The sequence below is a fragment of the Kribbella pratensis genome, assembly GCF_004365355.1.
Classification (GTDB): domain Bacteria; phylum Actinomycetota; class Actinomycetes; order Propionibacteriales; family Kribbellaceae; genus Kribbella.
Genome location: NZ_SODP01000005.1, coordinates 377,398 through 393,175, shown reverse-complemented (window position 1 = coordinate 393,175; position 15,778 = coordinate 377,398). Strand labels below are relative to the sequence as shown.

The window sequence follows — 15,778 nt, the reverse complement described above, 5'->3', positions numbered from 1 at the left end:
CGAGTCGGCGAACCGGTACCCTGCCCGCGGAGGTGCTGATGGGACTGCGCGAGGTGAAGCGGGAGCGGACCCGCCGGCTGATCGCGGACAAAGCGTTCGAGCTGTTCAACGACAACGGCTTCGGCCGGACCACGGTCGAGCAGATCGCGGCGGCCGCCGAGGTCGGGCCGAGCACGCTGTACCGGTACTTCCCGACCAAGGAGACGCTGGTTCTCGAGTTCGTCGAGGACTGCCTCGGCGACGCGGTCAGCTGGTTCCGTGAGCAACCCGAGCTGGAGCTGACGGCCGGCCTGCAGGCGGTGATCGAGCGCGTCCTGGAGCAACTTGAGACCAATCCGGGCCGGGTGCGGGCCGTGTTCGACATGGCCGCGCAGACCGCGTCCGTGAGCGCTCATCTCAACGAGCTGATCTGGCGTTTCCGCACCGACCTCGCCGACGAGCTGGTACTGCGGCTACCGACCGACACCAGGGCGGACAACCGGGCGGACAACCGGGCCGACAACCGGGCCGACACCAGGACCGATCATCGGGCCGACAACAGGACCGATCATCGGGCCGACAACAGGGCCGAGTTCACCAGCGCGCTGGCGGCCGGGATCGCGATGAACATCATCGAGACCGTCGTCCGCGTCTGGGTCGACACGCCCGACACCACCGACGCGAAGTCCCTCGCCCGCCAGGCGATGAGTCTGCTCCGCACCGGCGGCATCCCCCTGCCCGCGGCTACCTATCGCGTCAGCGACAATTCGGGGTATGACTCCTGAGCTTGATCCCTCCACGGTCGTCGTCCACGCGGGGCGGCCGGAGCGGGTGCCGAACGCGCCGGTCGGTGAGTCGCCGGTGTTCAGCTCGACGTACGTCGCGGGCGGCGATCGCGGATACGGCCGGTTCGGCAACGACGCCTGGTCGGCGCTCGAGGAGACGCTCGGCGAGCTCGAGGGCGGTCGCGGGCTGACGTTCGCGTCGGGCATGGCGGCCGCCGCGGCGGTGATCGACCTGGTCCCGGTCGGCGGGCGGGTCGTAGCGCCACAGCATGCGTACTCCGGCGTGGTCGGGCTGCTCGATCAGCAGACCGGGACCGGCCGGCTGACGGTCGAACACGTCGACATCGCGGACACCGAGGCGGTCAAGCAGGTCCTCGACGGAGCCGACATGCTGTGGATCGAGTCACCGACCAACCCCGCGATGGAGGTGGCCGACATCCCGGCACTTGCCGAAGCGGGGCACGCGGTCGATGCGATCGTCGTCGTGGACAACACGTTCGCGACTCCCCTGCTCCAGCAGCCGCTCCAGCTGGGCGCGGATGTCGTGATGCACTCGGCCACCAAGTTCATCTCCGGCCACTCGGACGTCATCCTCGGCGCGGTGATCACCGCGGACGACGACCTGTGGTCCGCGATCGAGCTCCGCCGTCGCAGCCTCGGCGCGATCCCCGGTCCGATGGAGGCCTGGCTAGCGCTCCGCGGTCTGCGAACCCTTGCCCTCCGCCTCGAGCGCGCCCAGTCGAACGCCGCGTTCCTGGCCGAGCGCCTGCTGGAACACCCGCGCGTCAGCCGCGTCCGCTACCCCGGACTGCCGAGCGATCCCGGACACAGCCGCGCGGCCGCGCAGATGTCCGGCTTCGGCGCGATCCTCGCCGTCGAACTCGGAGGTGACGCGGCACTCGCCCAACGGGTCTGCGAGCGCACCGAGCTCTGGCTGCACGCGACCAGCCTCGGCGGCGTCGAGTCGTTGCTGGAACGCCGCCGCCGCTGGCCGGCGGAAGTCCCGACGATCCCCGAGGACCTGATCCGCCTGTCCGTCGGCATCGAGCATCCCGACGACCTGTGGGCGGACCTCGAACAAGCCCTCAGCTGACATCCTTCTTGACTGCAGGGCTCTTGAGCACAGGGCCGCCGAAGAACGTCAGCACGCACAGCACGACCGGCAGGATGAACGCGATGTTCAGCGGCATCCAGTGCGCGAGGCCGCCGATCAGCGCGGGCCCGGCCAGCAGTCCGACGTACCCGAGGCCGACGACGCGTGCCATCAGCGCGCCGGACGACCGCGGGTCGAGGTTGCCTGCGGCGGTGAACAGCTGCGGTACGCCGCCCGCGAGGCCGAGCCCGAACACGGCCCAGCCGACGAGCGCGACCGGCACCCACGGTACGACGATCACCAGCGTCAGGCCGACCGCCGCCATCGCCGCGCCCCACCGGACGATCGCTGCCGGACCGACGACGGCCGCGACCCGGTCGGTGAGGAATCGGCCCACGGTCATCGCGACCGCGAACGCGCCGTACGCGTAGGCCGCCGTACTCACGGAGGTGCCGAGGATGTCGCGAAAGTGCAGCGCGGCCCAGTCGTTCGCGACGCCCTCGGACAGCATCAGGCCGAACGCGAGTCCGCCCAGCGCCCAGACCAGCTTGGCCGACGGCTTCGCCCGCTGCCCGCCCTCGGCGACGTCGTCCTCCGGCGGAACGGTTGCCTCCAGCAAGAACCGGCTGGCAACGAGGGACAGCACGATGCACAGCACGCCGGCCGACGCGAGCGTGACTTCCGGCGGTACGTCGGCCCGCAGCGTCGCCGCACCGACGATCGCGGCGATCGCGCCGCCGATCGACCACATCGCATGGAAGGCGGCCATGATCGGTCGCGGGTAACCGCGCTCGACGACCACGGCCTGCGCGTTCATGCCGACATCGATCGAACCATTGCCGAAGCCGATCAGGATCAGCGTGAGGCCGAGCGTCCACCAGTTCGTCGCAAGGCCCGGTCCGGCGAGCGCGACGCCGAGCAGGATGCCGGCCGCCGGGACGAGCCGGCGCTGACCGAGCTTGTCGACGAGCGGACCCGCGACCTGCATGCCGGTGAACGCCGCGCCGCCGAGCACCAGCAGGAGCAGCCCGAGCGTGCTGTGAGTGATGCCGGTCTTCTGCTCGATGCTCGGGATGTGCACGACCCACATCCCGACCGCGAACCCGTTCAGACCGAAGTACATCCAGGTAGCAACCCGAGCGGCGCGCGGCGGCGCGGCCTGCGGTCGCAGGTCGGTCGCGGTCATGGGGCCTCCCGGCCTGGACTGAGGAGCGGAGGGAGCCCGGTCCTGGGGCCTCCCGGTCTGGACTGAGGAGCGCAGGGAGCGAAGCGACCGGAGCGACGAGGGAAGACCGGGAGCAACAGCCCCATGACCCGCCGCGACGGAGTCGCGGCATTCAGCACAGCGACCGGAGCGACGAGGGAAGGCCGGGAGTTACAGCCCCATGACCCGCCGCGACGGAGTCGCGGCATCAACACGGTCAAGAGGCCACCTCTACGAGGACGCCGCGTTGGGTCAGGAGTGTGCGCTGGTCTTCGGGGGCCGACTCGTCGGTGATGATCAGGTCGGGCCGGTCGGCAGGGCAGACGTACGCGAGGGCGGCGCGGTCCCACTTGGCGCCGTCCGCGAGTACGACGGTGCGAGTCGCGACGTTCATCGCCTCCTGCTTCACTTCCGCGTCGCCCAGGTCGAACGCGGTCAGCCCGGCATCGAGGCTGAACGCACACGGGCTCAGCACGGCCGCGTCGAAGCGCAGCGCTCGCAGCGAGGCGACGGTCAGCGGGCCGACCAGCGAGAGCTCGCCCTTGCGTGCCTCACCGCCCGGCATCAGCAGCCGGATCCGCGGCGCATCCGCCAGCTCGTGCGCGACGTGCAGCGACAGCGGCATGATCGTCATCGCGCGGTCGTGCAGCAGCCGCGCGGTCTCGAGCGCCGTCGTACCGCTGTCGAGGACGATCGTCTCGCCGTCGTGCAGGTGCTCGACCGCAGCCTTGGCGATCGCCTGCTTGGCGGCGGTCGCGGCCTGCGTGCGGAGCGAGTACGGCGGCTCAAGGCCGGAAGGCATCGCAGACACGGCGCCACCGTGGACGCGCTTCAGCACGCCCTGGGCCGCCAGGAAGTCGAGGTCGCGGCGGACCGTCATGTCCGACGCCTCGGTCGCCTCGACCAGTTCCTGGACCGACACTCGGTCGACGACTCGTAGTCGTTCTACGATCACTTGATGCCGTTCTGCACTTCTCACGCGCAGAAATCTACCATCCGCCTGATCGTTCAAACAGATTGTCTGTTTACTTGTGATTGAAGACACCGCGCTCGTCAAGCGATCCCGGTACGCCGTGGCCGCCGTCTTCTGCGTGCACGGATCGGTGACCGGGTCGTTCGCGACCCGGGTGCCGTGGATCCAGGAGCATGCGGGAGTGTCCGCGGGCCAGCTCGGGCTGGCGCTCGCGTTCCCGGCGCTCGGCGCGGCGCTGATGATGCCGCTCGCCGCCCGGGTCACTCATCGGTTCGGGACGCGCAACGCGCTGCGCGGTCTACTTGCCCTCTGGACGCTCGCACTGATCCTGCCGTCGCTCGCCCCGGGTCTGCTCGCGTTGTGTGCCGCGCTCTTCACCTACGGCGGTACGGCGGGCATGGCCGACGTGGCGATGAACGCGCTCGGCGTCGAGATCGAGCACCGGCTGAAGAAGTCGATCATGTCCGGGTTGCACGGTCTGTGGAGTGTGGGCGCGCTGCTCGGCGCGGCGGTCGGGACCTTCGCCGCTCATGCGAATGTCAACGCACAGCTCCATCACGCGACGGCTGCTGTCGTACTGACGGTGATCGGTGCGGTGGCGTGTCATTTCGTGCTGAACATCCATCCGGACGAGGACGAGGAGCCGCCGGCGCGGTTCGCGTTGCCGCCGAAGTCGGCGTTGCTGATCGGAGCCGTCGGGTTCTGCGCGGTGTTCGCGGAGGGTGCGAGTCTGGACTGGTCGGCTGTGTATCTGCGGGACATTCTCGACAGTTCGGCGGCTGTCGCGGCCGGGGCGACGACCGGGTTCGCGTTGACGATGGCGATCGCGCGGTTGACCGGCGATGCGGTGGTGGATCGGTTCGGCGCCGTACGGACGGTGCGGTGGAGCGGTGTGCTCGCGACGCTCGGCGGTCTGCTCGTGGTCGTTTCGCCGACGGCGGTCGTGGCGATCGCCGGGTTCGGGCTGATCGGCGTGGGGATCGCGGTCGCCGTGCCGCTCGCGTTCGCCGCCGCCGGGCACACCGGACCCAACCCGAGTCAGGCGATCGCGGGCGTCGCGACCATCACCTACGCGTCCGGTCTGGTGGCGCCGTCGATCATCGGCGGCATCGCCCAGGCCAGCAACCTGACGATGTCGTTCATCGTGGTCACCGCACTGACGGCCGGCCTGGCTGTGTTCGCTCGCGTGCTCGCACCCCGCCGACCGACCACGGCAGGAGCTGAACCACTCCAAAGCTGATCTCAACCACGAGGAACAGCGCCAGGACCTTGGGCGCTCCATGCGCCAGCGCGTAGGTCTGCCAGCTTGCGAACAGGACGCGCGCGATGCCGTCGTACAAGCCGTGGAGCGGCAGCGTGCGCAACAGGCGGAGGAGCGCCCAGACGATCACGACGGAGCCCATCAGATTCGCGTAGAGCGTCTGGATGGAGTCGACCGGAGGGAAGGTTCCGAGCGATGACAGGGCGCGGTGGACGAGGACGTAGGTCCAGGGCGTGGCGAAGCCGGCGGTGACGATCAGGTCGTACCAGGCGCTGGCGCGGACGATGCGGAGATAGCCGGTTTGGGGAGACACGCGTTCGAAGGTAAACAGTGGAGTGCTGTCCAAGGTCAAGCCCGACGGAGGATCCCGTGCGCATCGGTGAGCTCGCTGAGCAGACGAACCTGTCCAAGGACACCATCCGCTTCTACGAGCGGATCGGACTCGTCGAGGGTGAGCGCCGGCCGAACGGCTACCGGGACTTCCCCGTCGAGATGGTGCCCTGGCTGCACTACGTCCGTACGGCGCAGGCGCTCGGCTTCACGCTGGCCGAGATCGCCAAGCATGGCGAGCAACTCCGCGATTCCGCCGACTCGGCCACAGCCCTGTCCGCCCTGCTCGCCGAGAAGGTCCAGGTCATCGACCAGCGCATGGCGGACCTGGCGACCCTCCGCGCTGACCTCACCGAACGCATCGGCACCGGCTGCCCGCTCAGTCCAATAGGCGGTTGAGCACTTCGCCCGCCTCGTCGTACCCGGCGTCGCTGATGCGCTGGAGCTCGACCAGATCCTTCGCGGTCGCGGCCCGGCGGGTGAGATGCTCGCCGGCGCGGTCGCAGCCTTCGTCGAGCAGTTCGCTCAACGCATCGACGTCGTCCCGCTCGTCGGCCAGATCCGCCAGCCGGTCCAGAGCCTTCTCGTTGCCTTCGTCGGCGAGTGCGCGCAGCGTGTCCCAATCGGTCATGCAGCCATCGTGTGACATTGCCCTAGGGGCAAGGTCAAGAATGGTGTCGTGCTCACGATCGGACAGCTGGCGCGGTACGTCGGGGTCTCGACGAAGACGGTCCGCGTCTACCACGCGAAGGGCCTCCTACCTGAGCCCGAACGGGACTCGTCGGGATACCGGCGGTACGCCGCGGACGCGGTCGTCGAGCTGGTCCGGATCCGCATGCTGGCGGACGCCGGCGTACCGCTCGCGCGGATCCGTGAGCTCGGATCAACGCCGGAGGAGCTCGCCCTTGCGGTGCAGCAGATCGATACCGACCTGACCGCCCGCATCAAGAGTCTCCGCGATACCCAGCGCCGGCTCCGCAAGCTGGCGGCCGGCGAGATCAGCATCCTGCCCTCGAACGTCGAAGACCATCTCGCCGGACTACCCGCGCTCGGCTTCACCGATCGGTGGATCGCCATGGAGCGGGACCTGTGGATCATCGTCTACGCAACGCACCCGGAGCTGGCCGACACCTTGTTCCAGGACCAGGCACAATCGCTCACCGATCCCGAGCTGAGAAACCTGTACCTGGCCGCCGACCACGCCCACGCCCTCGACCCGGACGACCCGTTCCTGGTCGAGCTCGCAGACCGCATCGTTGCCGCCAGCATCCAGCGCTACGGCACCGAACCACCCGGCAGTGATGCCGATCCCGCCATCCCCGACCTCCTGCAAAACACGCTCAATGCATCCTCACCAGGCTGGCAACGGCTCGACTCGTTGATCCGCGGCCGAATGGCGGACGTGGGGTTCACGCTTCGGACAAGCCCGGGTGGCCGTCGTGCCGAGTGATACGAATTCGGGGGTGGATGAGCTGCGGTTTCGGTTGGGTGGGGCGGATGATGCGGCGGCGGTGGCTGAGCTGCATGGGGACAGTTGGCGGCGGCACTACCGCGGTGCGTACGCCGACGCGTTCCTCGACGACGAGTCGGCGGAGTATCTCGATGCCATGTGGGCCAAACGGCTGGCGGCGCGGGAGGGTACTCGGACGACGCTCGCGGAGTACGACGGTCAGCTGGTCGGGCTGGCCCATCTGATCATCGGCGCCGACCCGAAGTACGGTGCGCTCGTCGACAACCTGCATGTCCGCGCACCGCTCAAGCGGCAAGGCATCGGGACCCAGCTGCTCTCGTTGACCGCCAAGGCCCTGCAGGAGGCGGCACCCGGATCCGGGCTCTACCTGTGGGTCCTCGAGCAGAACATCGCGGCGCAGGGATTCTACGAAGCGCGCGGCGGCATCCGCGGCGACCGCAAGGACGTCCCGCCGCCAGGCGGGGAGCAGCGGCGGCTCAACGGCCACCCGGCCTGTTTCAGGTACTACTGGCCGGATCCTTCGCTTCTTGCTTGATGGTCTCGATCAGGGCGTACGACGCCTGACTCGCCGCCTCGGGATCGCCCGCCCGGATCGCCTCGAGTACGTCGACGTGCGCGTCGAGGATCCGGTGGTCCTCGGGCATCGTCGCGGTCTGGTGGATCGACTCGGTCAGCACCTCGGCGATCGCGTCGTACAGACGCAGTAGCAACGGGTTCCCGCTCGCGACCACGACTCCGCGGTGGAACTCGGCGTCCGCGGCAACGAACGCGTCCAGGTCGCCCGCAGCCGCCCGGGACTCCAGTGCGTCGGACATGGCTGCCAGGCTGTCCGGATCCGGACGCTGCGCGGCCAGGCGGGCGGCTGCGGCCTCGATGCCGGCTCGGGCATCGAGCACATGCGTGAGTGAGGCGGACAGCTCGTCCCGGACCAGTACGCCGCTGATCTCGTTGGTCGCCCGGACATAGGTGCCGTCGCCGACGCGCGGCTCGAGCAGGCCGGTCAGGCTGAGCGAACGCAGCGCCTCCCGTATCGTCCCGCGGCTGACGCCGAGCTCGGTCGCAAGCTGATTCTCGCCCGGGATCCGCGAGCCGCGTGGCCAAGCCCCGGACTCGATCTGCGCCCGGAACCGCTCCGACACCTGCAGCACGAGCGGCACCTGCCGCACAGGTCCTTCGATCGACACCCGCCCACCTCCGTCCAGGGGCTAGCGTACAGTGTGTAAATGTAGGACATCTGCAGAGAGCAAGAACAGGGAGAGGTGTGTCGTGGCGGTGTTGACCGAACCAGTGACTCGGGAGCGGTCGGCGCTGATCACAGCGACCGCTTTCGTGGTCGCGCTGAGCCTCCGGCCGGCGCTGACCGCGGTCGGTCCGGTGCTGCCGCGGATCGGCCTCGACCTGCACCTGGGTGAGGCCGCGCAGGGCCTGCTCGGCACGCTGCCGCTGCTCGCGTTCGCCGTCGCCTCACCGCTCGTCCACCTCGCGTCGCGCCGCTTCGGGATGGAGCGTGCTGTCTTCGTCTCGCTCCTCGTGCTCGCGCTCAGCAGCGCCCTGCGCCCTTACACAGGCCAGGCAGGCCTCTGGATCGGTACGGCGGTAGTCGGCGCAGCGATCGCGATCGGGAACGTGCTGGTCCCGGTGATCATCAAGCGCGACTACGCAGGCAATGTCTCGCGCGCGACCGGGGTCTACACCGCGTTCATCACCAGCGGTGCTGCGATCGCCTCGATCCTCGCCGTACCGATCGCTGATGCGGTCGACTGGCGGTTGTCGCTCGCGGTCTGGGGTGGTCTCGCCGTTGTCGTCGCCGTGATCTGGCTGCCGCGCACGCTCTCGCCGGAGCCGATGCCGGCGGCACGCGTCGAGGACGGCACTCCCCCGGTCAGCGTGTGGCGGCAGCCGACGGCGTGGCTGGTGACCGGCTTCATGGGGCTGCAGTCGACGAGCTTCTACCTGTTCGTGAACTGGCTGCCCACGATCGAGATCTCGACCGGCGGCGTTTCGGAGCGCGTCACCGGCGTACACCTGTTCCTGTTCCAGGTGTTCGGCCTGATCGGCGGCCTCAGCATCCCATTCCTGCTGAGGCATCCGACCAACCAGCGGGCCGGCCTGGTGACCGCGAGTACGCCGATCCTCGTCGCGCTGCTCGGTCTGCTGCTGGCGCCGCAGCTCGCGCTCGTCTGGGCCGTCGTCGGCGGTCTGGGCCAAGGAGCCGGGCTCGTCGCCGCACTGTCGCTGATCAGTCTTCGCGGCCGCGGCCACCACGAGACCACCCAGTTGTCCGGGATGGCGCAGGCCATCGGCTACACGCTGGCGGCGGCCGGTCCGGTCGTCGCCGGCTACCTGACGCAGGTGACCGGCGGCTGGAGTACGACGCTCATCGTATTCGCCGTACTCTCAGCCACGCAGGTGATGATCGGGTTCGTCGCCGGCCGCGACAACCGCTGAACTTACTTGTCCGTGGCGAAGGCCGCGTCGAACGCCGCAGCGGGCTTGTCGAAGGCGAGCGCGCGGATGACGTTGACCGCCTCCGCGGCGCCGACCTTGCGCTCCATGCCGGCGTCCTCCCACTCGACCGAGATCGGGCCGTCGTAACCGATCGAGTTCAGCACGCGGAAGCAGTCCTCCCACTTCACGTCGCCGTGACCGGTCGAGTAGAAGTCCCAGCCGCGCCGCGGGTCGCCCCACGGCAGGTGCGAGCCGAGCCGGCCGTTGCGGCCGCCGCCGACCCGCATCCGGGTGTCCTTGCAGTCCACGTGGTAGATCCGGTCCTTGAAGTCCCAGAGGAACGCGACCGGGTCGATGTCCTGCCACACCATGTGCGACGGGTCCCAGTTCAGCCCGAACGCTTCGCGGTGGCCGATCGCCTCTAGCGTCAGCGTCGTGGTCCAGTAGTCGTACGCAATCTCCGACGGGTGTACTTCGTGCGCGAACCGCACACCCTCCTCGTCGAACACGTCGAGGATCGGGTTCCATCGGTCGGCGAAGTCGCGGTACCCGGCCTCGATCCGCTCGGCCGGCACCGGCGGGAACATCGCGACGTACTGCCAGATCGACGAGCCGGTGAAGCCGATGACCGTGTTCACGCCGAGCTTCTTGGCCGCACGAGCGGTGTTCTTCAGGTCCTCGGCCGCCCGCTGCCGTACGCCCTCGGCGTCGCCGTCGCCCCAGATCCGGGACGGCACGATGGCCTGGTGCCGGAAGTCGATCGGGTCGTCGCAGACCGCCTGGCCGACCAGGTGGTTGGAGATCGCGAAGACCTGCAGGTTGTACTTCTCCAGAATGTCCTTGCGGCCCTGGACGTAGGAGTCGTCGTCGACGGCCTGCTGGACATCGAAGTGGTCACCGGAGCAGGCGATCTCGACGCCGTCGTACCCGGCCTCGGACGCGAACTGGCAGACCTCTTCGAACGGCAGGTCGGCCCACTGACCGGTGAACAGCGTGATCGGGCGTGGCATCTACAAGCTCCTAAGAATTGTCAACGGTGATCCAGGCAGAGTCGCTCGCGGCAGATCGCAGTACGGCGTCGACCACGCGAGCGGACCGCGCTCCAGCGGCGAAATCGGGCAGCCCGTCCGGGTGGTCACCCAGTACGGCGGCATAGCTGTCGGCGACGAACGAGTCGAAGGCGTCCTGGTACCCCTGCGCGTGCCCGGCCGGCAGCCGGTTCACCCGGGCAGCGGGCGGACTGAGCGTCTCGGGGTCGCGGGTCAGGAGCTGCGACGCGTCGCGCCGACCGACCCACAACCGGTCCGGGTCCTCCTGGTCGAAGCCGAAGCTCGACTCGGTGCCGGACACCTCGAGGTACAGGCGGTTCTTGCGGCCGGCCGCGACCTGGCTGACCACGATCGTCCCGACCACTCCGGCCTCGGTCCGGAACTGCGCCGTCGCGAGGTCCTCGGTGCGTACTTCGACTCCGCCGCGCTGGGTTCGTACCGTGCGCAGCTGCGCGCTGATCGCGGCGATCCGGTCGCCGGTGACGAACTCGGTCAGGTCACACCAGTGCGACCCGATGTCCGCGAACGTCCGCGACGGACCGCCGGTCGTGTCGTCGACGCGCCAGTTCTGGTCGTCCGCTCCGGCGAGCCAGTCCTGCAGGTACGAGCCGTGCAGGCTGGTGATCACACCAGCATCGCCGGCCGCGATCCGGGTCCGCAGCTCGCGGACCATCGGGTGGTAGCGGTACACGAACGGCACGGCGCCGACGAGGCCGGTCTCTTGCGCTGCAGCCGTCAGACCCGTCGCGTCGGCCACGGACGTGGCGAGCGGCTTCTCGCAGACCACGTGCTTGCCGGCCTCGAAAGCCTTCAGCGTGACGTCGCGGTGCGTGTTGTTCGGCGTACAGACGTGGACGACGTCGATGTCGGAGGCGAGCAGCTCGTCGAGGGTCGCGAACCCGCGCTCGGCGCCGGTCGCGTCCGCGGCTGCCTGCGCTCTCGACGGTGAGGAGCCGACGGCGCCCACCACGGTCGCTCCTGAAACCAACGCGGACCTGCCGTGGACCTGGCCCATGAAGCCGCCGCCGACAATTCCGACCCTGAGACGATTCCTCGGCTCGCGCGCAGTGGTGGACACGTCGTAGGACGCTATGGGACCCTTTTGAACCCTGTCAAGCAAAAGTCCACGGCTGGTACGACGAAAGTCCGACACATGAGCGATCTGGGTACGGCGGACGCGGTCCTGCGGCTGCTCCTCGACGGCCAGGCCAGGACCCGTGCCGAGCTGATCGACGTCACCGGCCTGGCCCGCTCCACGGTCACCGGGCGGATCGAGGCTCTGGTCGCGGCCGGTCTCGTCGTACCGTCCGGGGAGGCCGCGTCGACGGGCGGTCGGCCGCCGGCCCGCTTCCGGTTCAACCCGGCCGCACGGCTCGTGCTCGCCGCCGACGTCGGCGCGACGCATCTGTCCGTCGCTCTCACCGACTTGGCCGGCGAGATCCTGTATCGATCGACGACGCCGCTCAAGATCGCCGAGGGGCCCGAGGTCGTGCTCGACGCGGTCGCGCGGGCCGGACATGCGCTGCTGCGGGAGGCGGACCGGTCACCTGACGATCTGGCCGGCACCGGGGTCGGGCTGCCGGGGCCGGTCGAGCACAGCACCGGACGACCGAACCATCCGCCGATCATGCCCGGCTGGGATTCGTACGACGTGGTCGGCCGGCTGAGCCGTGAACTGCCTGGCGCAGTGCTAGTCGACAATGACGTGAACATCATGGCGCTCGGCGAGCATGCGACGGCGTACCCGGATGTCGAGCACCTGCTGTTCGTGAAGGTTGCCACTGGCATCGGTGCCGGCGTGATCAGCGGCGGCCGTCTGCACCGCGGCGCCCAGGGCGCGGCCGGCGACATCGGCCATATCCAGGCACCTGGGCACACTGAGCTCTGCCGCTGTGGCAACGTTGGCTGCCTCGAAGCAATCGCCTCAGCGGCGGCGCTCGCCACTACGCTCGGAGTCGAGACCAGCCGGGACATTGTCGAGCTCGTCCGCGCGGGCAACACGACCGCGACGAGCGCCGTCCGTCAGGCGGGTCGCGAGATCGGCACGGTCCTGGCCGCCGCCGTCAGCCTGCTCAACCCTTCGGTGATCGTCGTCGGCGGCTCACTCTCCCAGGCCGGCGACAGCCTGCTCGCGGGCATCCGCGAGACCATCTACGCGAGATCGTTGCCCTTGGCCACCACAGACCTCCAGGTCCGCACCTCCCGAACCTCCCAGGACGGCGCCCTCCGCGGCGCCGCATTCCTCGTCCAGCAATACGTGCTGGCCCACTGACACCCACCCCTCGAACACCTCCACCCTCCGGCCTGCCGCTGCAGGCGCTCGGTCAGGGTGCGGCGTGAGTGCGGCGTGAGTGCGGTGGGTGTGCGGTGGGTGTGCGGTGGGTGTGCGGTGGGTGAGGGTGCGGCGCGGGTTCAGATGCGGCGGGGAGGGCCAGCTCAGTGGTCGCCGAGGCCGGCGGAGCGGGCTCGGATTATTGCCTCTGAGCGGCCGGCTACCTGGAGTTTGGCGAAGATGCTGGTGATGTGGTTGCCGACGGTCGCCACGGCCAGTCCGAGCCGGGCGGCGATCGCGCTGTTGCCCAGGCCGCCGGCGATCAGGTTGAGTACCTCGCGTTCGCGCGGCGTCAGCTCGGGGAAGGCCGGCTGGTCGACGCGCGGGCCGGACAGGTAGGCGAGTGCCCGGCGCGCGACCCCGGGTCCGAAGATCGCCTCGCCCGCGGCGACCGCGGCGATGGCCCGGATCACGTTGTCCGGCGCCGCACCCTTCAGCACGTACCCCTGGGCGCCGGCGCGCATCGCGGCGAACACCGACTCGTCGTCGTCGAACATCGTCAGCATGAGCACGGCCACGTCAGGCGCGACCCGGCCGATCTCGCTGGTCGCGTCGATGCCGGACAGTCCCGGCATCTGAATGTCCATCACCAGCACATCGGGATGCAGCATCACCGCCGCACGAACCGCCTCCTCGCCGTTCGCCGCCGTACCGATCAGCTCGTAGCCGTCATGCGCCGACAACAGCGCGCCGAGGCCCTCGCGCACGATGCCGTGGTCGTCTGCCACCACAATCCGCAACGTCATGGCCGCACCTCGAGTACGGCCGGGCCCAGCGGCAGTACGACGCTGACCGTGCACCCGGTCCGGCCGTAGCGGACGTCGCACTCGCCACCCAACTCGGCCGCCCGCTCGGTGATGGACGCGAGCCCGACACCCGGTTGCCATTCCGGGCCGTCGTTGAGTCCGTTGTCGCGCACCTCCAACAGGAGCCGGTCGTGCTCGACAGCAAGCCGGACTCCTGCGGTGGTCGCGCTCGAGTGCCGGATCACGTTCGTCAGGGCCTCCGTGACGATCCGGTACGTCGCGACTTCCACGGCGGCAGGCAGTTCGCCGAGTTCCGGCGGCGCGTCCACCGTGATGCCGAGAGCGGCACCGTCCGTGCGCGGGCCCGCGGACACGACGTACTCACGAAGGGCGCCGACCAGACCGAGTCCGTCCAGCGCGGCCGGCCGCAGCTGGTCCACCAGCCGGCGGATCTCGTCGACCGCCCCGCTCGTCAGGTCGCGCAGGCGTGCCAGCAGCAACGAACTCCGTTCGCGATCGGTGTCGAGCAGGCGTAACGCCGCCTCGGCGTTCAGCACGACCGCGGTCAGCACCGGGCCGAGTCCGTCGTGCAAGTCGCGGCGAATCCGCCGGCGCTCCTCCTCGCGGCCGGAGATGGCCCGCTCCCGCGAGTCCCGCAACTGGTCGGCCAGCCGTCTGGCCTGCACCGCCACCGCAATCGGAGCAGCCAGCAGGGTGAGTACCTGCTCGTCGGCCGAATCGAGCCGCTGTTCGCCCGAACGCAAACCGACGACCAACTCCCCCAACCGCTCGGCCCCGGACGTGAGCGCGATCGCATGCCGTGCCGCGGGCAGCTCGCCGTACGCCGACACCTGCTTGCCGTCCACCAGGACAGCTGCCGCCGGGAAGCGCATCACCCGGCACAAGGCGTCGAGTACGCCGTCCAGCCCGGCGCCGGCCGCTGTGCCGAGCCGGGCGCCGACCTCGACCATCGCCCGCACCGGATCCTGGCGCGCACCGTAGAACGCTCGCTGGATCAGCCGCTGCAACCAGACCCGCGCGGGATTGAAGGCGAGCGCGATCACCACGGTCGCGAGAACCGAGGAGTTGAGCGAAACCTGATGGCGCACGGTTCGGTCCAGGAGCAGGACAAGAGCCAGGTAGGCGGCCACCACCGCGCCGGTGAGCAGGAGGTACAGCACCGATCGCGAGACCACCAGCCGGATGTCGAGGAGCTGGTACCGCAGGATGGCGACCGCCACAGCCGCCGGGACGAGCAGGATCGGCAGCACCCCGAGCAGCAGCGACTCCGAGCCGACCGCGGTCGAAACCGCGAAGCAGCCGACCATCAGGATCGTTGCCAGCAGCAACCAGAGGATCTGCCGACGGACCTGTTCGGAGCCGCGCCGGTAGCGGACGACGACCGCGGCCAAGGCCGACAGGTAGCCGGCCGCGAGCCCGACCGCGCTCACGTTCTGGAGCCACACGATCTGCCGGAACCCGGACCAGGCCGGGTACCCCGGAATGCCCAACTCGGCCGTCAGTCCGCCGGTCGGGTCCAGGACCGCGGCAGCCGTATAGCTGATGCCGGTGAAGCACAGCACCGCGACGACCCAGCGCCAGCGCCGGCTCGGCAGCCGCCCGTCGGGGAACAGGAGGAGCGACAACGGCAGGAGCGTCGCCAAGGTCCACGTCCAGCCGGCGTTGGTCACCGTCGCGATTCCGCGCCAGAAGCCTCGCGGCTCCCCCAGCCACCCGAGCACGCTCGTCCCGAGCGCGGTCGAGCCGTAGCACAAGCCGCCGACGAGGAGCGACCAGCCGACCAGGTTCCGTGGCTGCCGGTCCGCGATCGGCCAGCCCGCCAAGGCCAGGCACAGCCCGATCAGCGCGTTGCTCACGACGAACAGGTCGACCAGCCGGGACCAGCTCAGCCCGGACGCCGCTGCGGCGACGACGGTGATCACTGCGCCGAGCAACGCCACACCGAGTGCAGCGAGAGCCACCGATCGCAGCCGGCGATCGGTCCTACCGGTCACGTCCGGATCGGCCCTCATGAGCCCATCATCAGACCTCGAACCCACAGGCGGATAGGGGTCTGGCCCCAAGGCACCCAGGAAGGTCTCCGGGG

At 69.6% G+C, this 15,778-nt stretch carries 17 protein-coding genes; 8 read left to right on the top strand and 9 right to left on the bottom strand.

Going from position 1 to position 15,778, the window contains the following annotated elements; all coding sequences use genetic code 11:
* Positions 1-38 precede the first annotated feature (38 nt).
* Both EV653_RS39975 and EV653_RS39970 read left to right on the top strand, forming a co-directional pair.
* On the top strand, positions 39-764 hold the full coding sequence (locus EV653_RS39975; RefSeq protein ID WP_134111531.1) for a TetR/AcrR family transcriptional regulator: 726 nt from the start codon (positions 39-41) through the stop codon (positions 762-764).
* A complete protein-coding gene (locus tag EV653_RS39970) occupies positions 754-1,857 on the top strand; it encodes a trans-sulfuration enzyme family protein (protein WP_134111530.1) in 1,104 nt (367 codons plus the stop codon). Before EV653_RS39975 ends, EV653_RS39970 begins: the two co-directional genes overlap by 11 nt.
* Here the strand turns inward: EV653_RS39970 and EV653_RS39965 are convergent.
* A complete protein-coding gene (locus tag EV653_RS39965) occupies positions 1,850-3,043 on the bottom strand; it encodes an MFS transporter (protein ID WP_134111529.1) in 1,194 nt (397 codons plus the stop codon). The two genes, EV653_RS39970 and EV653_RS39965, sit on opposite strands and share 8 nt — an antisense overlap.
* A 235-nt stretch (positions 3,044-3,278) precedes the next feature.
* The gene (locus EV653_RS39960; protein ID WP_202872057.1) at positions 3,279-4,040 is read right to left on the bottom strand and encodes a DeoR/GlpR family DNA-binding transcription regulator; all 762 of its coding nucleotides are present in this window, start codon (positions 4,038-4,040) and stop codon (positions 3,279-3,281) included.
* A gap of 52 nt (positions 4,041-4,092) precedes the next feature.
* On the opposite strand from EV653_RS39960, the gene EV653_RS39955 reads away from it, so the two are divergent.
* Entirely contained in the window at positions 4,093-5,274 is a 1,182-nt protein-coding gene (locus EV653_RS39955) for an MFS transporter (RefSeq protein WP_134111528.1), read from the top strand.
* Here the strand turns inward: EV653_RS39955 and EV653_RS39950 are convergent.
* Positions 5,183-5,608 carry a hypothetical protein gene (locus tag EV653_RS39950; protein WP_134111527.1) on the bottom strand — a complete coding sequence of 142 codons (426 nt, stop codon included), beginning with the start codon at positions 5,606-5,608 and terminating at the stop codon, positions 5,183-5,185. The two genes, EV653_RS39955 and EV653_RS39950, sit on opposite strands and share 92 nt — an antisense overlap.
* Before the next feature lie 56 nt (positions 5,609-5,664).
* Between EV653_RS39950 and EV653_RS39945 the strand changes: the two genes are divergently transcribed.
* Positions 5,665-6,024: a MerR family transcriptional regulator gene (locus EV653_RS39945; protein ID WP_134111526.1), complete on the top strand. Its 360-nt coding sequence runs from the start codon at positions 5,665-5,667 to the stop codon at positions 6,022-6,024.
* On the opposite strand, the gene EV653_RS39940 is transcribed toward EV653_RS39945, so the two are convergent.
* A complete protein-coding gene (locus tag EV653_RS39940; RefSeq protein ID WP_134111525.1) occupies positions 6,005-6,256 on the bottom strand; it encodes a hypothetical protein in 252 nt (83 codons plus the stop codon). The two genes, EV653_RS39945 and EV653_RS39940, sit on opposite strands and share 20 nt — an antisense overlap.
* 48 nt (positions 6,257-6,304) lie before the next feature.
* Between EV653_RS39940 and EV653_RS42425 the strand changes: the two genes are divergently transcribed.
* On the top strand, positions 6,305-7,075 hold the full coding sequence (locus EV653_RS42425; protein WP_134111524.1) for a MerR family transcriptional regulator: 771 nt from the start codon (positions 6,305-6,307) through the stop codon (positions 7,073-7,075).
* Positions 7,056-7,631, top strand: coding sequence for a GNAT family N-acetyltransferase (locus tag EV653_RS39930; RefSeq protein ID WP_370359505.1), 576 nt, complete (start codon positions 7,056-7,058; stop codon positions 7,629-7,631). Before EV653_RS42425 ends, EV653_RS39930 begins: the two co-directional genes overlap by 20 nt.
* Here EV653_RS39930 and EV653_RS39925 read toward each other — a convergent pair.
* Positions 7,594-8,280, bottom strand: a complete 687-nt coding sequence (locus tag EV653_RS39925; protein ID WP_202872056.1) for a FadR/GntR family transcriptional regulator — start codon at positions 8,278-8,280, stop codon at positions 7,594-7,596. The genes EV653_RS39930 and EV653_RS39925 overlap by 38 nt on opposite strands.
* Before the next feature lie 82 nt (positions 8,281-8,362).
* Here EV653_RS39925 and EV653_RS39920 point away from each other — a divergent pair, with 82 nt between their 5' ends.
* A complete protein-coding gene (locus tag EV653_RS39920) occupies positions 8,363-9,544 on the top strand; it encodes an MFS transporter (protein ID WP_134111522.1) in 1,182 nt (393 codons plus the stop codon).
* A 2-nt stretch (positions 9,545-9,546) separates the two neighbouring features.
* On the opposite strand, the gene EV653_RS39915 is transcribed toward EV653_RS39920, so the two are convergent.
* Both EV653_RS39915 and EV653_RS39910 read right to left on the bottom strand, forming a co-directional pair.
* A complete protein-coding gene (locus EV653_RS39915; protein WP_130449090.1) occupies positions 9,547-10,554 on the bottom strand; it encodes a sugar phosphate isomerase/epimerase family protein in 1,008 nt (335 codons plus the stop codon).
* Positions 10,555-10,564: 10 nt separating this feature from the next.
* Positions 10,565-11,671, bottom strand: a complete 1,107-nt coding sequence (locus EV653_RS39910) for a Gfo/Idh/MocA family protein (RefSeq protein ID WP_134111521.1) — start codon at positions 11,669-11,671, stop codon at positions 10,565-10,567.
* A gap of 75 nt (positions 11,672-11,746) precedes the next feature.
* Here EV653_RS39910 and EV653_RS39905 point away from each other — a divergent pair, with 75 nt between their 5' ends.
* Positions 11,747-12,865, top strand: coding sequence for an ROK family transcriptional regulator (locus EV653_RS39905; protein WP_134111520.1), 1,119 nt, complete (start codon positions 11,747-11,749; stop codon positions 12,863-12,865).
* A 164-nt stretch (positions 12,866-13,029) separates the two neighbouring features.
* Here the strand turns inward: EV653_RS39905 and EV653_RS39900 are convergent, their stop codons facing one another.
* Together EV653_RS39900 and EV653_RS39895 are read right to left on the bottom strand one after the other, a co-directional pair.
* Entirely contained in the window at positions 13,030-13,671 is a 642-nt protein-coding gene (locus EV653_RS39900; protein ID WP_166679715.1) for a response regulator transcription factor, read from the bottom strand.
* On the bottom strand, positions 13,668-15,704 hold the full coding sequence (locus EV653_RS39895; protein ID WP_134111519.1) for a sensor histidine kinase: 2,037 nt from the start codon (positions 15,702-15,704) through the stop codon (positions 13,668-13,670). The genes EV653_RS39900 and EV653_RS39895 overlap by 4 nt, the downstream gene beginning before the upstream one ends.
* Positions 15,705-15,778: the final 74 nt, after the last annotated feature.

Excerpts from the sequence above, each read along its gene's own strand:
- EV653_RS39965 (WP_134111529.1), bottom strand. The coding sequence starts at position 3,043 with ATGACCGCGACCGACCTGCGACCGCAGGCCGCGCCGCCGCGCGCCGCT.
- EV653_RS39915 (WP_130449090.1), bottom strand. The coding sequence starts at position 10,554 with ATGCCACGCCCGATCACGCTGTTCACCGGTCAGTGGGCCGACCTGCCG.
- EV653_RS39900 (WP_166679715.1), bottom strand. The coding sequence starts at position 13,671 with ATGACGTTGCGGATTGTGGTGGCAGACGACCACGGCATCGTGCGCGAG.
- EV653_RS39905 (WP_134111520.1), top strand. The coding sequence starts at position 11,747 with ATGAGCGATCTGGGTACGGCGGACGCGGTCCTGCGGCTGCTCCTCGAC.
- EV653_RS39970 (WP_134111530.1), top strand. The coding sequence starts at position 754 with ATGACTCCTGAGCTTGATCCCTCCACGGTCGTCGTCCACGCGGGGCGG.
- EV653_RS39940 (WP_134111525.1), bottom strand. The coding sequence starts at position 6,256 with ATGACCGATTGGGACACGCTGCGCGCACTCGCCGACGAAGGCAACGAG.
- EV653_RS39975 (WP_134111531.1), top strand. The coding sequence starts at position 39 with ATGGGACTGCGCGAGGTGAAGCGGGAGCGGACCCGCCGGCTGATCGCG.
- EV653_RS39895 (WP_134111519.1), bottom strand. The coding sequence starts at position 15,704 with ATGAGGGCCGATCCGGACGTGACCGGTAGGACCGATCGCCGGCTGCGA.